Source organism: Kitasatospora sp. NPDC048407 (assembly GCF_043200475.1).
Taxonomy (GTDB): domain Bacteria; phylum Actinomycetota; class Actinomycetes; order Streptomycetales; family Streptomycetaceae; genus Kitasatospora.
The window spans coordinates 185214-207124 of sequence record NZ_JBICXW010000007.1; the positions used below are offsets into that span (position 1 = coordinate 185214).

At 70.2% G+C, this 21911-nt stretch carries 20 protein-coding genes; 12 read left to right on the top strand and 8 right to left on the bottom strand.

The window, feature by feature from the left end; genetic code table 11:
* Positions 1–20: 20 nt before the first annotated feature.
* From lysX to ACGFWJ_RS16480, 5 genes are all read left to right on the top strand, one after another.
* Entirely contained in the window at positions 21–1586 is a 1566-nt protein-coding gene (gene lysX / locus ACGFWJ_RS16460; RefSeq protein ID WP_387644084.1) for a bifunctional lysylphosphatidylglycerol synthetase/lysine--tRNA ligase LysX, read from the top strand.
* Between the two features lie 4 nt (positions 1587–1590).
* A complete protein-coding gene (locus ACGFWJ_RS16465) occupies positions 1591–1743 on the top strand; it encodes a hypothetical protein (RefSeq protein ID WP_387644082.1) in 153 nt (50 codons plus the stop codon).
* 105 nt (positions 1744–1848) lie between these two features.
* Positions 1849–2241 carry a BlaI/MecI/CopY family transcriptional regulator gene (locus tag ACGFWJ_RS16470; protein ID WP_387644080.1) on the top strand — a complete coding sequence of 131 codons (393 nt, stop codon included), beginning with the start codon at positions 1849–1851 and terminating at the stop codon, positions 2239–2241.
* 11 nt (positions 2242–2252) lie between these two features.
* The gene (locus ACGFWJ_RS16475) at positions 2253–2780 is read left to right on the top strand and encodes an amino-acid N-acetyltransferase (protein WP_387644077.1); all 528 of its coding nucleotides are present in this window, start codon (positions 2253–2255) and stop codon (positions 2778–2780) included.
* Between the two features lie 104 nt (positions 2781–2884).
* Positions 2885–3244: an Lsr2 family protein gene (locus ACGFWJ_RS16480; protein WP_387644074.1), complete on the top strand. Its 360-nt coding sequence runs from the start codon at positions 2885–2887 to the stop codon at positions 3242–3244.
* A 10-nt stretch (positions 3245–3254) separates the two neighbouring features.
* Here the strand turns inward: ACGFWJ_RS16480 and ACGFWJ_RS16485 are convergent, their stop codons facing one another.
* Positions 3255–3701, bottom strand: a complete 447-nt coding sequence (locus ACGFWJ_RS16485; protein WP_392949760.1) for a hypothetical protein — start codon at positions 3699–3701, stop codon at positions 3255–3257.
* 466 nt (positions 3702–4167) lie between these two features.
* Here ACGFWJ_RS16485 and ACGFWJ_RS16490 point away from each other — a divergent pair, with 466 nt between their 5' ends.
* Both ACGFWJ_RS16490 and ACGFWJ_RS16495 read left to right on the top strand, forming a co-directional pair.
* On the top strand, positions 4168–6687 hold the full coding sequence (locus ACGFWJ_RS16490) for an ATP-dependent Clp protease ATP-binding subunit (protein WP_387644068.1): 2520 nt from the start codon (positions 4168–4170) through the stop codon (positions 6685–6687).
* Between the two features lie 375 nt (positions 6688–7062).
* A complete protein-coding gene (locus ACGFWJ_RS16495) occupies positions 7063–9396 on the top strand; it encodes an immune inhibitor A domain-containing protein (protein WP_392950018.1) in 2334 nt (777 codons plus the stop codon).
* A gap of 117 nt (positions 9397–9513) precedes the next feature.
* On the opposite strand, the gene ACGFWJ_RS16500 is transcribed toward ACGFWJ_RS16495, so the two are convergent.
* Complete coding sequence (locus tag ACGFWJ_RS16500; RefSeq protein WP_392949764.1) at positions 9514–10623, bottom strand: threonine aldolase family protein; 1110 nt, start codon at positions 10621–10623, stop codon at positions 9514–9516.
* A 341-nt stretch (positions 10624–10964) separates the two neighbouring features.
* Here ACGFWJ_RS16500 and ACGFWJ_RS16505 point away from each other — a divergent pair, with 341 nt between their 5' ends.
* Entirely contained in the window at positions 10965–11945 is a 981-nt protein-coding gene (locus ACGFWJ_RS16505) for a M23 family metallopeptidase (RefSeq protein WP_392949767.1), read from the top strand.
* A gap of 47 nt (positions 11946–11992) precedes the next feature.
* Here the strand turns inward: ACGFWJ_RS16505 and ACGFWJ_RS16510 are convergent, their stop codons facing one another.
* Positions 11993–12601 carry a TetR/AcrR family transcriptional regulator gene (locus tag ACGFWJ_RS16510; protein ID WP_392949769.1) on the bottom strand — a complete coding sequence of 203 codons (609 nt, stop codon included), beginning with the start codon at positions 12599–12601 and terminating at the stop codon, positions 11993–11995.
* 210 nt (positions 12602–12811) lie between these two features.
* Here ACGFWJ_RS16510 and ACGFWJ_RS16515 point away from each other — a divergent pair, with 210 nt between their 5' ends.
* Positions 12812–14428: an MDR family MFS transporter gene (locus ACGFWJ_RS16515; protein ID WP_392949772.1), complete on the top strand. Its 1617-nt coding sequence runs from the start codon at positions 12812–12814 to the stop codon at positions 14426–14428.
* 58 nt (positions 14429–14486) lie between these two features.
* On the opposite strand, the gene ACGFWJ_RS16520 is transcribed toward ACGFWJ_RS16515, so the two are convergent.
* Positions 14487–15392, bottom strand: a complete 906-nt coding sequence (locus tag ACGFWJ_RS16520; protein WP_392949774.1) for an A/G-specific adenine glycosylase — start codon at positions 15390–15392, stop codon at positions 14487–14489.
* A gap of 35 nt (positions 15393–15427) precedes the next feature.
* Positions 15428–16147 carry a rhomboid family intramembrane serine protease gene (locus ACGFWJ_RS16525; protein ID WP_392949777.1) on the bottom strand — a complete coding sequence of 240 codons (720 nt, stop codon included), beginning with the start codon at positions 16145–16147 and terminating at the stop codon, positions 15428–15430.
* A gap of 133 nt (positions 16148–16280) precedes the next feature.
* On the opposite strand from ACGFWJ_RS16525, the gene ACGFWJ_RS16530 reads away from it, so the two are divergent.
* Complete coding sequence (locus ACGFWJ_RS16530) at positions 16281–17132, top strand: hypothetical protein (RefSeq protein WP_392949780.1); 852 nt, start codon at positions 16281–16283, stop codon at positions 17130–17132.
* A gap of 4 nt (positions 17133–17136) precedes the next feature.
* Here ACGFWJ_RS16530 and ACGFWJ_RS16535 read toward each other — a convergent pair whose 3' ends face one another.
* Positions 17137–17847 carry a TetR/AcrR family transcriptional regulator gene (locus tag ACGFWJ_RS16535; protein WP_392949782.1) on the bottom strand — a complete coding sequence of 237 codons (711 nt, stop codon included), beginning with the start codon at positions 17845–17847 and terminating at the stop codon, positions 17137–17139.
* Between the two features lie 126 nt (positions 17848–17973).
* Here ACGFWJ_RS16535 and ACGFWJ_RS16540 point away from each other — a divergent pair, with 126 nt between their 5' ends.
* Positions 17974–18678 carry an NAD(P)-dependent oxidoreductase gene (locus ACGFWJ_RS16540; RefSeq protein ID WP_392949785.1) on the top strand — a complete coding sequence of 235 codons (705 nt, stop codon included), beginning with the start codon at positions 17974–17976 and terminating at the stop codon, positions 18676–18678.
* A gap of 46 nt (positions 18679–18724) precedes the next feature.
* On the opposite strand, the gene ACGFWJ_RS16545 is transcribed toward ACGFWJ_RS16540, so the two are convergent.
* Complete coding sequence (locus ACGFWJ_RS16545; RefSeq protein ID WP_392949788.1) at positions 18725–19993, bottom strand: MFS transporter; 1269 nt, start codon at positions 19991–19993, stop codon at positions 18725–18727.
* 83 nt (positions 19994–20076) lie between these two features.
* Between ACGFWJ_RS16545 and ACGFWJ_RS16550 the strand changes: the two genes are divergently transcribed.
* On the top strand, positions 20077–20682 hold the full coding sequence (locus ACGFWJ_RS16550) for a helix-turn-helix domain-containing protein (RefSeq protein WP_392949791.1): 606 nt from the start codon (positions 20077–20079) through the stop codon (positions 20680–20682).
* Between the two features lie 7 nt (positions 20683–20689).
* On the opposite strand, the gene disA is transcribed toward ACGFWJ_RS16550, so the two are convergent.
* Entirely contained in the window at positions 20690–21796 is a 1107-nt protein-coding gene (gene disA / locus ACGFWJ_RS16555; protein ID WP_380484244.1) for a DNA integrity scanning diadenylate cyclase DisA, read from the bottom strand.
* Between the last annotated feature and the right edge of the window lie 115 nt (positions 21797–21911).

Genomic DNA, 21911 nt, shown 5'->3' on the forward strand with positions numbered 1-21911 from the left:
AGCCTGGCTACCCTGGTGGGGTGAGCGATCAGAGCACTCTCCCCGCGACCGACGACCTTCCCGAGCAGATGCGCGTCCGGCGCGAGAAGCTGGACCGGCTGCGGGCCGCCGGCATCGACCCGTACCCGGTCGGTTTCCCCCGCACCTCGACCATCGCCGAGCTGCGCGACAAGCACCCGGACCTGGCGCCGGACACCGCGACCGGCGAGCGGGCGGGCATCACCGGCCGGGTCATCCTGGCCCGCACCGGCGGCAAGCTCTGCTTCGCCACCCTGCGCGACGGCTCCGGCGACCTCCAGGTGATGCTGTCCCTGGACAAGCTGGGCGAGGAGCGGCTGGCCGCCTGGAAGGCCGACATCGACCTCGGCGACCAGGTCGGCGTCGAGGGCGAGGTGATCACCTCCCGCCGCGGCGAGCTGAGCGTGATGGTGGACCGCTGGGAGCTCACCGCCAAGTGCCTGCGCCCGCTGCCGGACAAGCACAAGGGCCTGACCGACCCGGAGGCCCGGGTCCGCCAGCGCTACGTGGACCTGATCGTGAACCCCGAGGCGCGCGAGATGCTGCACCTGCGCACCCGGGTGATCCGCTCGATCCGCCGCACCTACGAGGACCGCGGCTACCTCGAGGTCGAGACCCCGATGCTGCAGCCGATCCACGGCGGCGCCAACGCCCGTCCGTTCAGGACGCACATCAACGCGTACGACATCGAGCTGTACCTGCGGATCGCGACCGAGCTGTACCTGAAGCGGCTGGTGGTCGGCGGCGCCGAGAAGGTCTTCGAGATCAACCGGAACTTCCGCAACGAGGGCGCGGACGCCACCCACAACCCGGAGTTCACCGCCCTGGAGTCGTACGAGGCGTACGGCGACTACGACACCCAGGCCGAGCTGATCCGGGCGATCATCGTGAACGCCGCGCAGGACGCGCTGGGCACCACCGTGGTCAAGGGTCTCGGCCCGGACGGCGTCGAGCACGAGATCGACCTCGCCGAGCCCTGGCAGGAGGTCTCGGTCTACCCGGGCATCTCCGCCCACCTGGGCACCGAGGTCACCCCGGCCACCACGGTGGACGAGCTGCGCAAGCTCGCCGACGAAGCCGGCATCCCGTACGAGAAGGAATGGGGCCACGGCCAGATCGTCCTGGAGATGGTCGAGCGCCTGCTGGAGCACCACGCGATCAAGCCGACCTTCATCAAGGACTACCCGACCGAGGTGTCCCCGCTGACCCGCCAGCACCGCTCGATCGAGGGTGTCGCGGAGAAGTGGGACCTGGTGATCTTCGGTACCGAGATCGGCACCGCCTACTCCGAGCTGATCGACCCGGTCGAGCAGCGCGCCCGCCTGACCGCGCAGTCGCTGCTGGCGGCCGGTGGCGACGTCGAGGCGATGCAGCTGGACGAGGACTTCCTGCGCGCCCTGGAGTACGCGATGCCGCCCACCGGCGGCCTCGGCCTGGGTGTGGACCGCCTGATCATGCTGCTGACCGGCAAGAACATCCGCGAGACGGTGCTGTTCCCGCTGGTGAAGCCGGAGAAGGCCGGTAAGAGTGACAAGGCCGCCGAAGCCGACGAGGACACCGAGGAGTAAAACCATGGAGTACGTCAGCGCGATCGTGCCGCCACTGGTCATGGCGATCGGTTTCGCCTTCCTGGTGCGGGCCATCATCCGCAGCCAGGGCGGCGCCCAGAAGGCCAAGGAGGACGCCGCCGCCGAGGCGATGGTGTCGCGTTCCTCCGCCGAATAGTCCGACCGCAGACCGGCGCGCCGTTCCCTCTTTCGGGGAGCGGCGCGCCGGTCTGTTTGCCATTTGCCGCCCTTTGTCCGATTCGGTCCTATCCTGGGCCGCACTATGGTGCGGCAACTCGGAGAACTCGAGAACGACATCATGACCCGGGTGTGGCAGTGGAACCGCCCGGTCACCGTTCGGGAGGTTCTGCAGGATCTGCGTTCGGAACGTGAAATCGCGTACACAACAGTGATGACGGTGCTCGACAAGCTCTATCGAAAGGGCTGGGTGCGCCGGGAGCGCGCCGGGCGCGCATACCGATATGAGCCGGTGTCCTCACGCGAGGCTTACACCGCCGCGCTGATGAACGACGCCTGGGCGACGAGTGACAATCCGGCCGCGGCCCTGGTGCACTTCTTCGGGATGATGTCGCCGGAACAGCGCGAGTGGCTGCGGGACGCTCTCCGAGTGGCCGGGGCCGATACCGAGGAGACCCGCCCGCCCGAGGCACGATAACGTTCCCAGGCATGGAGGTCACCATCCGCCGTGCGCGGACCACCGACGTACGCGCCGTTCGTCGGCTCATCGACACGTACGCCCGCAACGGCATTCTGCTCGACAAGCCGACCGTCACGCTGTTCGAATCCGTCCAGGAGTTCTGGGTCGCCGAACGCGACGAGGACGGCCGCGTGGTGGCCTGCGGCGCGCTGCACGTGATGTGGGAGGACCTGGCCGAGGTGCGCACCCTCGCGGTCGATCCGATCTGCAAAGGCCTCGGCATCGGCCACCAGCTACTGGACAAGCTGCTGGAGACGGCGCGCTGGCTCGGCGTCCGTCGGATTTTCTGCCTGACGTTCGAGGTGCCGTTCTTCTCGAAACACGGCTTCGTCGAGATCGGCGAAAACGACGATCGTACGGCAGACCCGGCGGTCGTGGCCACAGAAGTCTATGAAGAACTTCTGCGCTCGTACGACGAAGGTGTCGCCGAGTTCCTCGACCTGGAGCGGGTGAAGCCGAACACGCTGGGCAACTCGCGCATGCTGCTGCACCTCTGATCCGGCTCTGCGGGCACGGCGAGCGGCACAGGGGTTTGTGTTTTCCGGGAAAAGGCGCTTTCCTTTCACTAGGCAATGGACCGTTATCGCGGAAAGGGAAGCCCGTGGCACAGAGGGTTCAGGTCATTCTGGAAGACGATCTCGACGGTGGCTCCGCGGACGAGACGGTGACGTTCGCCCTGGACGGCGTGGCCTACGAGATCGACCTGAAGAGCGACAACGCGGACAAGCTCCGCGGTCTGCTTGCCCCGTACGTCGAGAAGGGCCGCAAGCAGAGCGGTCGGCTGACCGCCCCGCGTCGCGGCGGCAGCACCCGGGGCGCCGGTCGCTCCGCCGCCTCGACCGGACAGGCCGACACCGCCAAGATCCGCAACTGGGCGAAGGAGAACGGCTACCCGGTCAACGACCGCGGCCGTGTCCCGAGCAACGTGCGCGAGGCGTACGAGAAGGCCAACGCCTCCTGAGGCGTCCGGCTCACCACCGCGCGGGCGGCAACCCCAGCCGCTCCCGCGCACAGGCGTCCGCCAGGGCGTCCAGCAGGCAGAGCAGGTCGGGCGAGCGCAGGTCCAGTGCGGGCCGCTCGGAGCCGACCCGCAGCCAGTCGGCGGTCCGCGGTTCGGGCACCCGGGGCTCTCCCGGGTGCGCCGTGACGGCGTCGATCGGCAGCCGCAGTTCGGGGCCCCAGCCGAGCCAGCCCAACAGGTCGGGCACCGGCTCGGCGGCTCCGGGGGCGAGCAGGAAGGCGGCCCGGCCGCCGCGCCGCAGCACCGGTCCGGTGGTGCGGCCGAGCCGGTCGAGGCGGCCGAGGGCGGCCAGTGCGGGCCGCAGCGGTGCGATCACCAGGTCCGTTCCGGCCCGGCCGGGGACGGTCGTCCGAGGTGCCTTCGAGGTGCAGGCGGCGGCCGGCGGCGGACTGGTCACGACCTGTGCAACGCTGGAGTGAGCGACCCGGTCACGACCGCCACCGGTGTGGCAGTACGTCACGCGCGGCCGACCTGACCGGCCGTCACTCCGGGTGCCCGGTCGGCCGACTTCTCGCCAGGCGAACAAGCACCCCCCGTAAACCGCGCGAAACCCGCCGCCCAACCGGGTATGAATGCAGGTGGACGGGGTCGCAGGAGCCCGGCCGCAGCACTGCGCGGGGCCGGTCCACCGGTTCCACCGGACTGTGTTCGCCGTTGGCGTAGCGGTATCCGGTGCATCGGGCCCGCCGCTGGGAACACCGTCTCCCAGCATCAGGTTGGGAAAGGTGTCGGCTGGTCGCGCAGCATGTTTCTCCCGCTCCGGTGGGAGTTCCGTAGCCGCGCCGCTGAGCGGGACTAGCATGCGGAAGGACAGGGCGGGGACGGCCCCCGAACTGACCGACCGCTCTGAGGAGCGATTAACGATGTTCGAGAGGTTCACCGACCGCGCGCGGCGGGTTGTCGTCCTGGCACAGGAAGAAGCCCGGATGCTCAACCACAACTACATCGGCACCGAGCACATCCTCCTGGGCCTGATCCACGAGGGCGAGGGTGTCGCCGCCAAGGCGCTGGAGAGCCTCGGCATCTCGCTCGAGGCGGTCCGCCAGCAGGTCGAGGAGATTATCGGCCAGGGCCAGCAGGCCCCGTCCGGCCACATCCCCTTCACTCCCCGGGCGAAGAAGGTGCTGGAGCTGTCGCTCCGCGAGGCCCTTCAGCTCGGCCACAACTACATCGGCACCGAGCACATCCTGCTCGGCCTGATCCGCGAGGGCGAGGGCGTCGCCGCCCAGGTCCTGGTGAAGCTCGGCGCCGACCTGAACCGGGTGCGCCAGCAGGTGATCCAGCTGCTGTCCGGCTACTCCACCAGCGGCGGCAAGGAGTCCGCCACCGCCGGTGGCCCCGCCGAGGGCACCCCGTCCACCTCCCTGGTGCTCGACCAGTTCGGCCGCAACCTGACGCAGGCTGCCCGCGAGGCCAAGCTCGACCCGGTGATCGGGCGCGAGAAGGAGATCGAGCGGGTCATGCAGGTGCTGTCCCGCCGCACCAAGAACAACCCGGTGCTGATCGGCGAGCCCGGCGTCGGCAAGACCGCCGTCGTCGAGGGCCTGGCCCAGGCGATCGTCAAGGGCGAGGTCCCGGAGACGCTGAAGGACAAGCAGCTCTACACGCTGGACCTCGGCGCCCTGGTGGCCGGCTCGCGCTACCGCGGTGACTTCGAGGAGCGCCTGAAGAAGGTGCTCAAGGAGATCCGCACCCGCGGCGACATCATCCTGTTCATCGACGAGCTGCACACCCTGGTCGGTGCGGGCGCCGCCGAGGGCGCGATCGACGCCGCCTCCATCCTGAAGCCGATGCTGGCCCGCGGTGAGCTGCAGACCATCGGTGCCACCACGCTGGACGAGTACCGCAAGCACCTGGAGAAGGACGCCGCGCTGGAGCGCCGCTTCCAGCCGATCCAGGTCGCCGAGCCCTCGCTCCCGCACACCATCGAGATCCTCAAGGGCCTGCGCGACCGGTACGAGGCGCACCACCGCGTCTCGATCACCGACGCCGCCCTGGTCGCCGCCGCCACCCTGGCCGACCGGTACATCTCGGACCGCTTCCTGCCGGACAAGGCGATCGACCTGATCGACGAGGCCGGTTCCCGGATGCGCATCCGCCGGATGACCGCGCCGCCGGACCTGCGCGAGTTCGACGAGAAGATCGCCGAGGTTCGCCGGGAGAAGGAGTCCGCGATCGACGCGCAGGACTTCGAGAAGGCCGCGTCGCTTCGTGACAACGAGAAGCAGCTGCTCCAGGCGAAGGCCAAGCGGGAGAAGGAGTGGAAGGCCGGCGACATGGATGTCGTGGCCGAGGTGGACGAGGAGCTCATCGCCGAGGTCCTGGCCACCGCCACCGGCATCCCGGTCTTCAAGCTGACCGAGGAGGAGTCCTCGCGTCTGCTGCGCATGGAGGACGAGCTGCACAAGCGGGTCATCGGCCAGGAGGACGCCATCAAGGCGCTCTCCCAGGCGATCCGCCGTACCCGTGCCGGCCTGAAGGACCCGAAGCGCCCCGGCGGTTCGTTCATCTTCGCCGGCCCCTCGGGTGTCGGTAAGACCGAGCTGTCCAAGACCCTGGCGGAGTTCCTGTTCGGGGACGAGGACGCGCTGATCGCGCTCGACATGTCCGAGTTCTCGGAGAAGCACACCGTGTCGCGGCTGTTCGGCTCCCCGCCCGGATACGTGGGTTACGAAGAGGGCGGCCAGCTCACCGAGAAGGTGCGCCGCAAGCCGTTCTCGGTCGTGCTGTTCGACGAGGTCGAGAAGGCCCACCCGGACATCTTCAACTCGCTGCTGCAGATCCTGGAGGACGGTCGCCTGACCGACTCCCAGGGCCGGGTCGTGGACTTCAAGAACACGGTCATCATCATGACCACCAACCTCGGCACCCGGGACATCTCCAAGGGCTTCAACCTGGGCTTCGCGGCCACGGGTGACGTCCAGACCGGCTACGAGCGGATGAAGGCGAAGGTCGGCGAGGAGCTCAAGCAGCACTTCCGTCCCGAGTTCCTGAACCGTGTCGACGACATCGTGGTGTTCCACCAGCTGTCCGAGGCGAACATCATCGAGATCGTCGACCTGATGATCGCGAAGGTGGACCAGCGGATGAAGGACCGCGACATGGCCATCGAGCTCAGCGCCGAGGCGAAGAGCCTGCTGGCGAAGCGCGGTTACGACCCGATCCTGGGCGCCCGTCCGCTGCGTCGCACGATCCAGCGGGAGATCGAGGACCACCTGTCCGAGAAGATCCTGTTCGGTGAGCTGCGGGCCGGCCACATCGTGGTGGTCGGTGTGGAGGGTGAGGGCAAGGCTGCCAAGTTCACCTTCCGCGGCGAGGAGAAGTCCCCGGTGGCGGACACTCCGGCGGCGGTCTCGGCGACCGGTCCGGATCTGACGAAGTAATAGCGCCACAAAGCGCGATCCAAGCCTCCGCCCCCGACCTGATCAGGTCGGGGGCGGAGGCTTTTCTGCGTTCGGGTTTTCAGTTGAAAAACTGTTTAGGTTTCCGTGCGCTGTGAATGCGGGCGTTTGGAAGGCCGAACGGGTGGGTTCCGGCGCGGTGCGAGTGCGACCGACCCGCCTCCTGCCAGCGCCGTAGGTAGATTGACGGATCGTCAGATCATTTGAGTTGCCGGAGCATAGCGGCGTGGCCATGGCAAGGTCAAGGTCTTTCTTTTTTACCCGACCTTGGGTCAAATGTCGTCCACCTGTCTTGCATTGGTTCACCGGATCGGCCATCCGCCGCACCCGGTAAGGGGAGGACGTCCCACGTTGAAGATGACCAAGAAGGTCGCCGCGGCCTCCGCCGCCATCGCGGTGACCGCCGCGCTTGGTGTCGGCATGCTGCCGGGCACGGCTACCGCCGCGCCGGCGACGCCGGTCCTGAAGGACCCGGCCGACGCCATTCAGAACGACACGGTGCCGCGCGAACTGCAGAGCCCGCTGATCGACAAGGTCGAGGGCGAGCAGAAGGCTGCGATAGAGCAGCTGATCAACGGCACCGCCAAGATCGAGAAGCACGGCAACAGCAGCGCGGTGAAGCTCGGCCGCGACAAGTACGTCGAACTCTCCCGTGAGCGCACCGACCGGATCTTCACCATTCTGGTCGACTTCGGCGACCAGGTGGACAACACCACCAAGACCGCCGACGGCAAGGTGAAGTACGGCGGTACCCCCGGCCCGGCGCACAACAAGATCGAATCCCCGGACCGCGCCAAGGACAACTCCACTGCCTGGCAGGCGGATTACAACCAGGCCCACTACCAGGACCTGTACTTCGCGGCGAACAAGCCGTCGCTGAAGACCTACTACGAGAAGCAGTCCTCGGGCCGCTACTCGGTCGACGGCCTGGTCACCGACTGGGTGCGGGTCCCGTGGAACGAGGCCCGTTACGGCTCGGACTACTGCGGCCAGCACATCTGCGCCAACGCGCAGGACCTGATCCGCGACGGCATCAACGCCTGGGTCGCCGACCAGAAGGCCAAGGGCCGCACCGACGCGGACATCAAGGCCGACCTGGCGCAGTACGACCAGTGGGACCGTTACGACTACAACGGCAACGGCAACTTCAACGAGCCCGACGGCTACCTGGACCACTTCCAGATCGTCCACGCCGGTGAGGACCAGTCGGCCGGCGGCGGCGCCCAGGGCACGGACGCGCTGTGGGCGCACCGCTCGTACGTGTACGCCAACCAGGCCGGCAAGACCGGTCCGGCGAACAACAAGCTCGGCGGCACCCCGATCGGCGACACCGGCCTGTGGGTCGGCGACTACACCATGCAGCCGGAGAACGGCGGCCTGGGCGTGTTCGCCCACGAGTACGGCCACGACCTGGGCCTGCCGGACCTGTACGACACCTCCGGCACCGGCATCGACAACTCGGTCGGCTTCTGGTCCCTGATGTCCTCGGGCTCCTGGCTGGGCGAGGGCCGCAACGAGATCGGCGACATGCCGAACGACCTGGACATCTGGTCGAAGCTGAAGCTCGGCTGGCTGGACTACGACACCGCCAAGGCCGGCAAGAACGCTGTCAGCCTGCTCGGCCCGGCCGAGTACAACAACAAGCGCAAGCAGGGTCTGGTCGTCGACCTGCCGGCGAAGACCGTCACCACCGAGATCAACACCCCGTTCGCGGGTGGCAACGAGTGGTGGAGCGGCAGCGCCGACAACCTGAACGTCTCCCTGACCCGTGACGTCGACCTCACCGGGAAGACCTCGGCCTCGCTCACCGCGAAGGCCTGGTACGACCTGGAGCAGGACTACGACTTCGCGTACGCCGAGGTCTCCACCGACGGCGGCAAGAACTGGTCCTCGCTGGCCGGCACCTTCAACGGCAAGGCGCTGCCGGAGAACTCCATCACCGGCAACTCGGCCGGCTGGGGCGACCTGGCGTTCTCGCTGGACGCGTACGCCGGCAAGGCGATCAAGCTGCGCTTCCACAACACCACCGACCCGGGCGTCCACATGAAGGGCCTGGCCCTGGACGAGATCGCGATCACCGCGAACGGTGCGACGATCTTCACCGACGGTGCCGAGAACGGTGACAACGGCTGGACCGCGTCGGGCTTCTCCCGGATCTCCGGCAAGTTCAACAAGGACTACGACCAGCACTACCTGGTCGAGAACCGTCAGTACGTGTCCTTCGACAGCACGCTGAAGACCGGCCCGTACAACTTCGGTTCGGCCGCCCGCCCCGACTGGGTCGAGCACTACGCCAACCAGAACGGCATCCTGATCTGGCTGTGGGACTCCTCGCAGTCCGACAACAACGTCGCCAACCACCCCGGCCAGGGCCTGATCCTCCCGATCGACGCCCACCCGGCCCCGCTGAAGTGGAACGACGGCACCCTGATGCGCCCGCGCTTCCAGGGCTACGACTCCACCTTCCGCTTCGACCGCACCACCGGTCTGCAGCTGCACCGGGCCGACGCGCTCACCAAGATCCCCAGCGAGCGCGGCGTGACGGTCTTCAACGACCGCACCAACAAGTACTGGGACGAGAGCAACAAGTACAGCTCCGTCCAGGTGCCGAACACCGGTACCCAGATCGAGGTGCTGTGGCAGTCGCACAACGAGCTGGAGGCCCTGATCCAGGTCAAGCGCTCCAAGTGACGCTTGCCTGAGGACGGCTGAACAGCAGGACTGAACGAAGAGCCCCGGCGGTTTTCGGACCGCCGGGGCTCTTCGTCGTTGTCGGAGGGCGTTGGCGGAGGGCGTTGGCGGAGGGCGTTATCGGAGCAGGGCGAGGAAATCCGTCATCGCCTCGGTGATCTCCTCGGCGCTCCACTCCAGGGCGGCGGCGGCCACCGTCACCTCGGTCATCGCCGCGCCGGGCTGCGGGCCGGGCTCGAACCAGCCGCCGAACAGCGACACGCCCTGCTCCTCGGCCTGCCGGTGGCCGGCCTCGATCAGCTGTTCGGCCGGGTGCGGCAGCCAGAGCTGGAACTGGTGGGTGTGCGGCGGCTCCGGGTTGATCCGGGCGCCGGGGGTCTCGGCGAGCGCGGCGGCGACCACCTTGGCGTGCGCCACGTAGTCGGGCAGTCGGGGCAGCTCGCGGTCCAGGCCGGCCAGGGCGGACAGCACCGCGGGCCACTGCTGCCACAGCTTGCCGCCGAAGCGGTGCCGCCAGACCTTGATCCGGCGGACGAACTCCTCCTCGCCGGCGACCAGGGCGCCGCTGTGTCCGCCCAGCGACTTGTAGCAGGAGACGTACACCGACCCGGCGCGGGCGCAGATCTCCGGCAGGCTCCGGCCCAGGTGTGGGGCGGACTCCCATATCCGGGCGCCGTCCAGGTGGACGGGCAGGCCGCGGTCGGCGGCGAAGTCGTAGAGCGCGGACAGCTCCTCCCAGCTGGGCAGCAGGAAGCCGGCGTCGCGCAGCGGGAGTTCCAGCATCAGCACGTCGAACGGCTCGTCCAGGGCGGCCAGGCCCGCAGCGGTGGGCTGGCGCGGGCCGGTGGCCTGCGGGACGGAGCGCAGACCGCTGAGCACCTGGTGGGCGCGGCGTTCGTGCACTTCGGGGTGGGCGAGCGGGTGCATCGCGACCACCGGTCCGTGGGTGTCGGCCCAGGTCTTCAGGGCGGCCTGCTGGGCCATCGTGCCGGTGGGGAAGTAGGCGGCGTCGGGCTTGCCGAGCAGGTCTGCGGTGCGGCGCTCCAGGGTGCGGACGATGCCGTCGCCGTACAGGTCGGTGGGCTCGTCCAGCGGGTAGGGGCCGTCGGCCAGTGCGGCGAGTTCGGCGAGCGACTCGCGGACGGTCTGCGGGCGGCCGCCGGACAGCAGGCGGTGGGCCTGGCGGCGGGCGGCGAAGCGGCGATCCTGCACCGGGGTGTCGTTCATCAGCTGATCATCTCCGACGGCTGGGTGGATCGGATGGTGCAGCTGGTTCGAAAGCCGGTTCTACCCGGGGCGGTTCGGGATCAAACCGGCCGCTTGCCGGTGGCGATGCTCACAGGGCTTCGACGACCTACGACCGACAGTAGGAGGTTTACGGGCTTATCTGCCTGTTTGTCCGACACCCGAGGTCGCTATTTCGTGAGCTTCATCCACTACCCACCGTCGTACGTCACACCTTTGGGCCTGCCCCCGGGGCTCGTTTACACCTGGAGTCGTTCCACCAGTTCGGCGAGCCACACCGGCTCGGCCCCGCTCTGGCCCCGTCCGTGAGGTACCGACTCCCGATGCGTTCTTTCCCCGCCACCGGCCGCCGGATTCTCCAGGCGATCAGCACCCGCCACGTCCACGCCGTCACCGCTTCCGACTCCACCGCCGCTGCGGCCCCGGCCCGCCGGACCCCCGCCAAGGCCGCCGCCGGCATCGCCGTGGTCGCGTTCGGCGCCATGCTGATCCCCGCCGGACACGCCTCCGCGCAGACCGTGCCGGACACCCTCGCCAGCTCCCCGTTCGCGGCGGACACCCACCTGGAGGGCGGCGCCCTCGATCTGTCCGCGCCGGTGGCCCACCAGGACGACGCCAGCCCGCTGGCCGTGGTGGCCAACAACCTGGAACACCTCGCGATCCCGACCGACGAGCACCCCGCCGACGAGCACGCCGCGAACGAGCACCCGGCCGACGCGCACCCCGCGGACGAGCACCCGGCCGACGCGCACCCCGCCGACGGGCACCAGGACCAGGCGCCGCAGGCCGAGCAGCCCGCCGCCCCGGCCGAACAGCCCGCCGCCCCGGCCGAGCAGCCCGCGCCGGAGCCCGCTCCCGCGCCCGAGCCCGCCCCGGCCCCCGCGCCGGCCAAGGTCGACTGGTCCTCCCCGGCCCCGGGCGCGCCGATCAGCAACCCGTACCACAAGACCAACCCGTCGTACGCGGCCGGCTACCACACCGGCACCGACTTCGCGGTGTCCGTGGGCACCCCGCTGGTGGCGGTCGGCAACTCGACCGTGGTGTCGTCCGGCTGGGCCGGCGCATACGGCAACCAGGTCGTGCTGAAGCTGTCCGACGGCCGCTTCGCCCAGTACGCGCACCTGTCGCAGCTCGAGGTGAAGGCCGGGCAGCACGTGAATGCCGGTGACCAGATCGGCAAGTCCGGCAACACCGGCAACTCGACCGGCCCGCACCTGCACTTCGAGATCCGTACCGTCAACCAGTACGCGAAGGTGACCGACCCGATCGGTTACCTGAAGGGCCACGGCGCGAACAACTTCTGATCCGCCGCACCCCCGCCCCGTCGCCGGGGCCCCTCGAGCCGTCCGCGTCAGTGCGCGGGCGGCTCGATGTGTGCGGCGACCTCCAGGGCGACCTCCAGGGCCGCCTCCGTCGCCTCCTCCAGGCTGTTGGTCGGCTCGGCCGGCTCCTGGCCGCGCTCGCACAGGTCGGTTCTGAGCAGGAACATCGCCGAGTGCATGGCGGTCAGCGCGACGGTGGCGCGCAGCTTGTCGCGGAAGCTCGGCTCCGGCCCGTGCAGCAGGGTGATCATCTTGATCATCCGCTCCTTGAACGCCAGCCCGGCCTCGGACTCCCGCAGTGCGGGCTGGTTCTCGTGGAAGAAGCGCAGCAGCGGCGCCCGCTCGCCCATGCCGGCGGCGAACCGGCGGATCAGTTCGTCGCGCAGCTCTGGCGACCAGTCCTTGTCCTCGCCGAACGCGATGGCGTCGTCCAGCGGAGCAGCCATCTTCTCGACGATGCCGCGGACGATGTCGTCCTTCGTCTTGAAGTGGTAGTACAGGGCGGCCTTGGTGACGCCGAGGCGGTCGGCGATCTCGCGCAGCGAGGTCTTCTCGTAGCCGTGCTCGGCGAACAGCTCCAGCGCCACGTCGATGATCCGCGCTCTGGTGTCGCTGCGGGGGCTCTGGGGTGTGGTCATCGCTGGCGGCCTGCCTCATGAAGCGGTGCGGACGGGTGTCAAAGTCCGTTTCTTGTTCGCATTCTCCCTGCCCAGGGGGGATGCATCGAAACTGGCTTGACGACCGGCTAGGGAACAACTTACCGTGCCGAACGGCAATTAACTAGCCGGTCGTCAAGTAAGTACCGTCGCGGACAGCACCGCGGCACTGCGCCCCGGGAGAGACGCACCATGACAACGCAGCAGTCCGAGGCGGCTCCGGAGGAGCCTGCCGTCGCCCTCGGCAAGGACGACGGATTCGAGCAGCGGCCGCACCGTGAGGTGCGCCTGGTGATGATCGGCCTGGTGATCACCATGCTGCTCGCCATGCTCGACAACCTGATCGTCGGCACCGCGATGCCCACCATCGTCGGTGAGCTGAACGGCGCGGAGCACATGTCCTGGGTGGTCACGGCCTACACCCTGGCGACCGCCGCCTCCACCCCGATCTGGGGCAAGGTCGGCGATCTGTACGGCCGCAAGGGTTCGTTCCTGGTCTCGATCGCGATCTTCCTGCTCGGCTCGGCGCTGTCCGGCATGTCGCAGACCATGACCCAGCTGATCGCCTTCCGCGCCGTCCAGGGCCTGGGCGCCGGCGGTCTGATGGTCGGCGTGATGTCGATCATGGGCGCGCTGGTGCTCCCCCGCGACCGCGGCAAGTACCAGGGCATGTTCGCCGCCGTCATGGCGCTGGCCACCATCGGCGGCCCGCTGATCGGCGGCTTCATCACCGACCACCTGAACTGGCGCTGGACGTTCTACGTCAACCTGCCGCTGGGCGCGATCGCGCTGGTCTTCATCGTCGTGGTGCTGAAGCTGCCCAAGGTCCGCTCCAACGCCAAGATCGACTACCTCGGCGCGGCGCTGCTCACCATCGGCATCGTCTCGATGGTGCTGATCACCACCTGGGGCGGCCACGAGTACGCCTGGAGCTCCAAGCAGATCCTCGGCCTGGGCGCGCTGTCCGTCGCCTCGATCATCGGCTTCTGCTACGTCGAGCAGCGGGTCGCCGAACCGATCATCCCGCTGGCGCTGTTCCGCAACCGCAACTTCACCATGGTCTCGATCATCGGCTTCATCGTCGGTTTCGCGATGTTCGGCGCGGTCACCTTCCTGCCCACCTACCAGCAGATCGTCCAGGGCGCCTCGGCGACCAACTCCGGCCTGCTGCTGATGCCGATGATGTTCGGCATGCTGGTGATCTCGCTGGTGGTCGGCCAGGCCATCACCAAGACCGGCAAGTACCGGATCTACCCGATCATCGGCACCGTGGTGATGGGTGGCGGCTCGCTGCTGCTGTCCACGCTGTCCGTGGACACCTCCAGCTTCGCCTCGTCCTGCTACATGGTGGTGCTCGGCGCCGGCATGGGCTTCCTGATGCAGGTCACCATGCTGGTCGCGCAGAACAGCGTGGAGATGAAGGACATGGGCGTCGCCTCGTCCTCCGCCACCCTGTTCCGCACCATCGGCGGCTCCTTCGGTGTGGCCCTGTTCGGCACCCTGTACATCAACCAGGTCAACGACGCCATCAAGAAGCTCCCGCCGGAGGTCCTGCAGCACATGCAGCAGGGTGGTGGCGGCGAGGGCATGTCGGCGATGAACCCGGCCACCCTGAGCAAGCTCCCGGCCAACGTGCTGGACGCCTACCAGCACGGCATCTCCAACGGCATGCACACCGTCTTCCTGTGGGGCGCGGTGATCAGCCTGGTCGCCGTCGTCGCCTCGCTGTTCCTCCGCGAGGTCAAGCTGCGCGGTGGCGCGGACGCCGCCGAGGCGAAGGCCGACGCCGCGCTGGAAGGCGCGATGTGACGCCCGTCCAGGCATGACGACGGCCCGGGACCGACTGGTCCCGGGCCGTTCTCGTCCGTTACTGCGGCAGTCGGTAGGTGCCGGGCCCGACGGGTTCCACCAGGCCGTCGGCGACCAGGCCGTCCAGGGCCCGGGCGCGCTGGATCGCGTCCGGCCACACCACGTCCAGCTGGCCCTGGGTGACCAGGCCGTGGGCGTCCCGCAGCACCGCCAGCAGCTTGCCGCGCACCTGCCGGTCGGTGCCCTCGTAGGTCTGGCCGCGCCGGGCCGGGCCCTGGTACGGCGGGCGGCCGGCCCGCTGCCAGGCGCACTCGGCCAGCAGCGGGCAGGACCCGCACTCGGGGCCGCGCGCGGTGCATACCAGGGCGCCCAGCTCCATCACCGCGACCGCCCAGGTCGCGGCCCGCTCGTCGGTGGCCGGCAGCAGCTCGTGCGCGGTGCGGCGCTCGGCGGCGGTGGTGGCGTTCGCCGGGTACTCGACGCCGGTGACGGCGCGGGCGAACACCCGGCGCACGTTGGTGTCCAGCACCGCGTGGCGCTGCCGGAACGCGAACGAGGCGACCGCGGCCGCCGTGTACTCCCCCACCCCGGGCAGGGCCAGCAGCGCCGCGTGGTCGTCCGGCACCACGCCACCGTGCTGCTCGGTGATCGCGGTGGCCGCCGCGTGCAGCCGCAGCGCGCGGCGCGGGTAGCCGAGCCGGCCCCACATCCGCACCGCCTCGCCCGGCGCGTCCGCGGCCAGATCGGCGGGGGTGGGCCAGCGCTCCAGCCAGGCCGCGTACGCGGGCAGCACCCGCTTCACGGGCGTCTGCTGGAGCATGAACTCGCTGACCATCACCGCCCAGGGCGAGGCGTCCGGAGTCCGCCAGGGCAGGTCGCGGGCGTGGGCCTCGTACCAGCCGATGACGGTGGAGTGCAGCGCCTGTACGGCGGCGGGGGCGAGAGTCGAAGCAGTGGCAACCATGGCCCCTCGATCCTGCCACGAGGTGCCGCGCGGGCTTAAAGCCCCAGGTCGTCGAGCTCCTTCAGCAGGTCCGCCCGGGAACCGGCCGGGGCGGTGGAAGGGCCGGCGGACGAAACCAGATCGGCAGCAGGGGCCGCCGTCGGCTTCGGGTCGCGGGTGCGGAATATCCAGGCGCCGGCCAGGCCGCCGACCAGGCCGCCGAGGTGTCCCAGCCAGGACACCCCGGGGGTGCCCGGGATCGCCGTGGTCAGCAGGTACGCGAAGGACGCGCCCATCACCAGGCCGATCAGCGAGTCGATCAGGTTGCGGTCGAACAGGCCGCGCAGGACCACGTAACCGAAGTACCCGAAGATCACGCCGCTGGCGCCGACCGTCACCACGTCGCCGCGCTCGAACAGCCAGACCGCCATGCCGCTGGTCACCACCAGCAGCGCCGTCAGGGCGAGGAACTTGCGCACGCCGCGGTAGGCGGCGAGGAAGCCGAATACGAACAGCGGGCCCGAATTGCCTTCCAGGTGCTGCCAGTTCAGGTGCAGGAACGGTGCGGTCAGCAGGTTCGGCAGGCTGTCCAGCTGGTGCGCGCGGATGCCGTGCTGGAGAGCGATCTGCTCGTCCATGAGCCAGTTCGCCACCTGCACGACCCAGATCAGGCAGAGGAAGCCGAACATGGTGAAGAACGCCCTGCGCGCCTCGGCGATCAGCTGCGCGGGGTCGAGGGTCGCGGTGCCGGGAGCGGAGTCGTGCAGGGAGGCCATGAGGGCGACTATAGGGCGGCGCACCGTCGTGTCGAGTCCCTCTACCGGAGCAAATGGCGGATCATGTGAAAGAAGTGCCCCCGCTGAGGTGTTGATGCGTCAACGGACGCACAAGGTCTCGTAGAGTTTGCCCGTGCCTTCTCTGCGCCAGCCCGTCGGACCGCTGCCCGCCTCGATCTACTGGCGGCGCCGCGTCGCGGTCCTCGTTGCCCTCGCCGTCGTTCTGCTGCTGGTCGGCTGGCTCGCGTTCGGCACCGGCGGGGATGGCGGAAAGCAGCAGAAGGCCGCCGAGACCACCGGCCCGCAGCCCGCCCCCGCGCAGTCCATCACCCCCGGCGCCTCGCCCAGCGGGCCCGCCATCACCACCCGCCCCGGCGGCAACGGCGGCGGCTCGGGCGGCGGCGCGGCCGGCGAGCTGAACGTGACGGGCGGCGGCAGCGGCGGTTCGGGTAACGGCGGCAGTGGCGGTTCGGGCAACGGCAGCGGCGGCGGCAACGGTTCGAACGGCGGCAGCGGCGGGCACGCCGCCTCGCCCGGCCCCTCGCCGGCCGTCAACACGCCCGAGGTGATGGCCCTCCCGGTCTGCGCCACCTCGCAGCTGTCGCTGGAGCTGGCTCCCGCGCAGAACCCGTTCGCCGCCAAGGACAAGCCGCGTCTCGCGCTGACCATCCGCAACTCCTCGGGCTCCGGCTGCCGGGTCAACCTCTCGCACGAGAACTCGGCGCTCACCATCACCTCGAGCACCAACGAGCGGATCTGGTCGTCCGCCGACTGCATCCCGGAGAAGGTCGACGCCTGGGCGCAGATCGCCGGGAACAGCGGCGTCACCGAGACCTTCGGCTGGGACCGCAGCCGCTCCAAGCCGCAGTGCGCCAGCGCCGACCCGACGCCGGCCCAGCCCGGCAACTACCTGGTCCAGGCCGACCTGACCGGCCCGGCCGGCGGCCCGCTGTCGGCCCGCACCTCGGTCCGCCTGGAGGGCTGACCGCTCAGCCGGCCAGGCCCAGCGACCTGACCAGCTGGGCGAGTTCGAGGCGGAACAGCTTGTCGGGCGAGGCGGTCTGGGCGCCCAGGTGGCCGTAGACCTCCAATGCGACCAGGCCGTGCAGGTGGCCCCAGATCCGCAGCGCCAGGGCGACGCCGGCCGGGGTCAGCGCGGGGAAGGCCGGGCGGACCTTGGCGAGCAGGCCGGGGTCGAAGTCGTCCCAGTCGAAGTCCGCACCCTCCTCGGCCGGTTCGGCGCCCGGACCGGCGGCGTCCGCGAGTGCCGCGATGCCGACGCAGACCCGCCGGGCGGCGTCCGGCGCGGCGCCGCCGTCGGGGGCCCGGTAGCCGGGGACGGGGTCGCCGTAGATCAGCCGGAAGCCTTCGGGGTTGGCGAGCGCCCAGGCCCGGAACGCGCATGCCCAGGCCCGGATCCGGGCCGCCGGGGTGTCCGCCGCGGAGTCGGCCCAGGCAGCGTCCACGGCATCGGCCAGCGCCGTGTAGACGTCGGCGATCAGGGCGGTGACCAGGTCGTCGCGGGTCGCGAAGTAGCCGTAGATGGCGTTGGCGGTCATGCCCATTTCGCGGGCGATCGCGCGCAGGGTGATCGCGTCGGGGCCGCCGGAGCGCATCAGCTCCAGGGCGGTGCGCTTGATCTCGGCGGTGGTCTCGGCGCGCAGTCGTTCGCGTCGTCCGGTGCTGGAGGTGGCTGCCACGGGTCGAATCTACAGCGTCACCGTCCTGATTGCCGTGCGAAAACTTCACGCCGTATAGTCACTGCACGGCGTGCAGCGAACGTGGCTGCCCGCCTCCGACCGCACGCATGACATCAGGGGAGAACCATGCACATCGGCGTCATCGGAGCCACCGGCACCATCGGCAGCCGGATCGTCACCGAGGCCCTCGGCCGGGGCCACCGGGTCACGGCGTTCAGCCGGGACGCGTCCGCGATCACCGACCGGCGGGAGAACCTCGACTGGGCGAGCATCGACGTCCTGGACCCGGCGAGCGTCGCCGCCGCCCTGCCGCCCGGCCTGGACGTGCTGATCAGCGGCTTCCAGCCCGGGAACGCGTCGCTCGACTTCCACGACACCGTCCGGCGCTCGATCGCCGACCCGGGCGTCTACGCGCAGGCCGCTCGGTCGCTGCTCACCGCCCTGGACGGCCGCCCGCGGATCCGGCTGATCGTGATCGGCGGGGCCGGCAGCCTGGAACTCGCGCCGGGCGTGGTGCGCGCCGACCACGACGAGCTCCTGCACGCCGCCCTCGACGAGCTCGGCCTGCCGCGCGAGTACGCCGCCGCCGTCCGCGGCCACCGGGACGCGCTCGACGTGCTGCGCACCTCCAACCGGCTGTGGACGTACTTCAGCCCCGCCGAGCAGATCGGACCCGGCGAGCGCACCGGCCGCTTCCGCCTCGGCGGCGACCAGCCCGTGCTGGACGCGGAGGGCCGCAGCCGGATCTCCGCCGAGGACGCCGCGATCGCCCTGGTCGACGAGGCCGAGCTGCCCCGTCACGTGCAGCGCCGCTTCACCGCCGGGTACTGAACGGCCAAGGGCCCCGGGCGTCGTGAACGCCCGGGGCCGGTGCCGGCTAGGCCTTCGGCCAGCTCGTGCCGCGCAGCGAGCGGCCGAGGGTGAGCGGGAGCAGGCCGGCGGCGAGCAGGGCGGCCAGCAGGGGCAGGACGGTGGTGGCGGGGAGGTGGTCGAGCAGCAGGCCCGCCGTCATGGTGCCGACGGGCAGGCCGGCCATCAGCAGGGTCATGGTGGCGGCCACCGCGCGGCCGCGCATCGCCTCGGGGACCTGCTGGAAGACCAGGACGTCGAGCATGACGCGCAGGGCGGGCACGCCCAGCGACATCGCGGCGAGGGCGGCGAACACCACCGCGGGGCCGGCGGCGAAGGCGGGGACGAGGAACAGCAGCGCGGCGATCCAGGCGACGGCGAGCAGCAGCGTGCCGGGGGCGAGGGTGCGGTGCAGGCGGGTGACCAGCGGGGCGCCGAGCAGGCCGCCGACGGCTTCGCCGGTGAGGGCGAGGCCGGTGCCGGCCTCGGAGGTGCCGTGGTCGCGCAGCAGCACCATGACGGCCAGCAGCATCGCGGACCCGGCCAGGTTGAGCGCGACGGTGACCAGCACGGTGGCGCGCAGCGTCGGGTCGGCGAACAGGTACCGCAGCCCGGCGAAGACCGCGCCCTTCTCCTTCGTGGCGCCCGCCGGGTCCTCGGCGGGTTCGGTGTCGAAACGGACGGCGAGGGAAGCGCCGAGCGCGGCCGCGGAGGCCAGCACGGTGGCGAGGAACGGGACGGCCCGGCCGAGGCCGAGCAGGAAGCCCGCCAGCGGCGGTCCGGCCAGCGCGGCGCCGTTGACCCGGAGTTCGTCCTGGGGCAGCGCCTGGCGCAGCTGCTCGGGCGGAACGACGGCGCGCAGCGCGAGCATCCGGGCGGGGCCGCCGTAGGCCATGGTGGCGCCGATGGCGGCGGCGGCCAGCAGGGTGTGCGGGATGGTCAGCCGGTGGGCGAACAGGGCGACGGCCACGCTGAGCGCGGTGAGCAGGCGGACGATGTCGGCGACGATCAGCACCCGCCGCTTGTCGTGCCGGTCGGCGACCGCGCCGCCGTGCAGGCCGAACACCACGGACGCGCCGAACTGGACGGCGCCGAACGCCCCGGCGAGGGTGGGCGATCCGGTCATGGCGAGCAGCAGCAGCGGGTACGCGGTGTCGGCGACGCAGGTGCCGAGCATCGCGGCCGCGGATCCGGCCCACAGCGTCTGGAACCGCCGGTTGCGGCGCAGCGGCACCGCCTCGGACACGGTCTTCGTCGGGCTCTCGGCCACCGTCATCTCTCCACCCCGTTCACGCATCGTGCAACCATTCACGCTTGCGTGAATGGTTGCACGGCCGCGAATGATTGCACAAGGGCTGAACGCTGTGGCTGAATGTGAACGTGGTTGATCAGATGAAGGAGCGCGAGGTCACGGACGTCGCGACGCTTAAGGCACTGGCCGATCCGCTCCGGCTGGCGGTGCTCGGCGCGCTGATGAAGCGGGATCCGGAGCCGATGTCGGTGAAGGAGATCGCGGCCGAGCTCGACGAGGCGCCGACCAAGCTGTACCGGCACGTCAAGCAGCTGGAGCAGACCGGGCTGGTGTTCGTCGCGGAGACCCGGCTGGTGTCCGGGATCGTGGAGAGCCGCTACCGCTCCGCCCAGCAGTCACTGCGACTGTCGCCGCAGGTCTACGCGGAGGGCGGCCAGCCGCCGGCCGCGCTGGACGCGATGCTGGCAGCGATGGACCTGGTGCGGACCGACTTCCGGCGCAACTTCCTGGCCGGCCGGATCGACCTGACCCCGGCGGCGCAGGGCAACCAGCTGCCGAGCAAGTTCGCGCACACCACGACCCGGCTCACCCCGGAGCGGCTGCGGAAGCTGCGCGGCCGGCTGGACGAGGTGCTGGACGAGCTGTTCTCGGAGCCGGAGTCCACCGGGCCGGACGCCGTCGAGGTGACCCTGTTCGCGCTGATGTACGCGGTGCAGCCGCCCGACGAGGGCTGACGGCCGCTCAGACGTAGCGTTCCAGGATGGAGGACTCGGCGAGCCGGGACAGCCCCTCGCGCACCGAGCGGGCCCGGGTCTCGCCGACGCCCTCCACGGTCTGCAGGTCGTCGATGGACGCGGCCAGCAGCTTCTGCAGGCCGCCGAAGTGGTCGACCAACCGCTCGATGACGGTGTTCGGCAGCCGCGGAACCTTGGCGAGCAGCCGGTAGCCGCGCGGGGAGACCGCGGAGTCCAGCGACTCGGGGGTGCCGGTGTAGCCCAGCGCCTTGGCGACGGTCTGCAGGTCCAGCAGCTCGGCGTGGGTGAGCGCCTCCAGGTCGTCCAGCACCTCGGCGACGGTGCGGCCCTTCTTGGCGGCGCGGTCCGGGAAGTAGTCGCGGACCACGAGTTCGCGCTCCGGCTCGACGCCGGCGATCAGCTCGTCCAGCTGGAGCGACAGCAGGCGGCCGTCGGTGCCGAGCTCCAGCACGTAGCCGGCGATCTCGCCGGCGATCAGCCGGACCATCTCCAGGCGCTGCACCACGGCGGAGACGTCCCGGACGGTGACCAGGTCCTCGATCTCCAGCGCGGACAGCGTGCCGGCCACCTCGTCGAGGCGCAGCTTGTAGCGCTCCAGGGTGGCCAGCGCCTGGTTGGCGCGGGACAGCACGGTGGTGGAGTCCTCCAGCACCCGGCGGGTGCCGTTCACGTACATCGCGATCAGCCGCATCGAGTGCGAGACCGCGACCACCGGGAAGCCGGTCTGCCGGTTGACCCGCTCGGCGGTGCGGTGGCGGGTGCCGGTCTCGTCGGTGGGGATGTTGGCGTCCGGCATCAGGTGCACGCCGGCCCGGAGGATCTTGGTGATGTCCTTGTCGAGGATCACCGCGCCGTCCAGCTTGCACAGTTCGCGCAGCCGGGTGGCGGTGAACTCGACGTCCAGCACGAAACCGCCGGTGCACAGCGCGTCGACGCTCTTGTCGAAGCCGAGGACGATCAGGCCTCCGGTGTTGGCCCGGAGCACCCGCTCCAACCCGTCCCGCAGCGCCGTGCCCGGCGCGACCGCACTCAGGGAAGCCCGCAGCAGGGCCTCCTCGCGGGGGGACTTGTCCGCCCGGTCGATGGCTGCCACGTGACTCCTTGGGCCGACCCGGACCGTGTGGCCACGATGCCCGACGGTCTGTCTGTTATTACTGCACTTGACGGCAATTAGCAGGTGCAGTCTAACTGCGTGCGGCAGCGGCGGG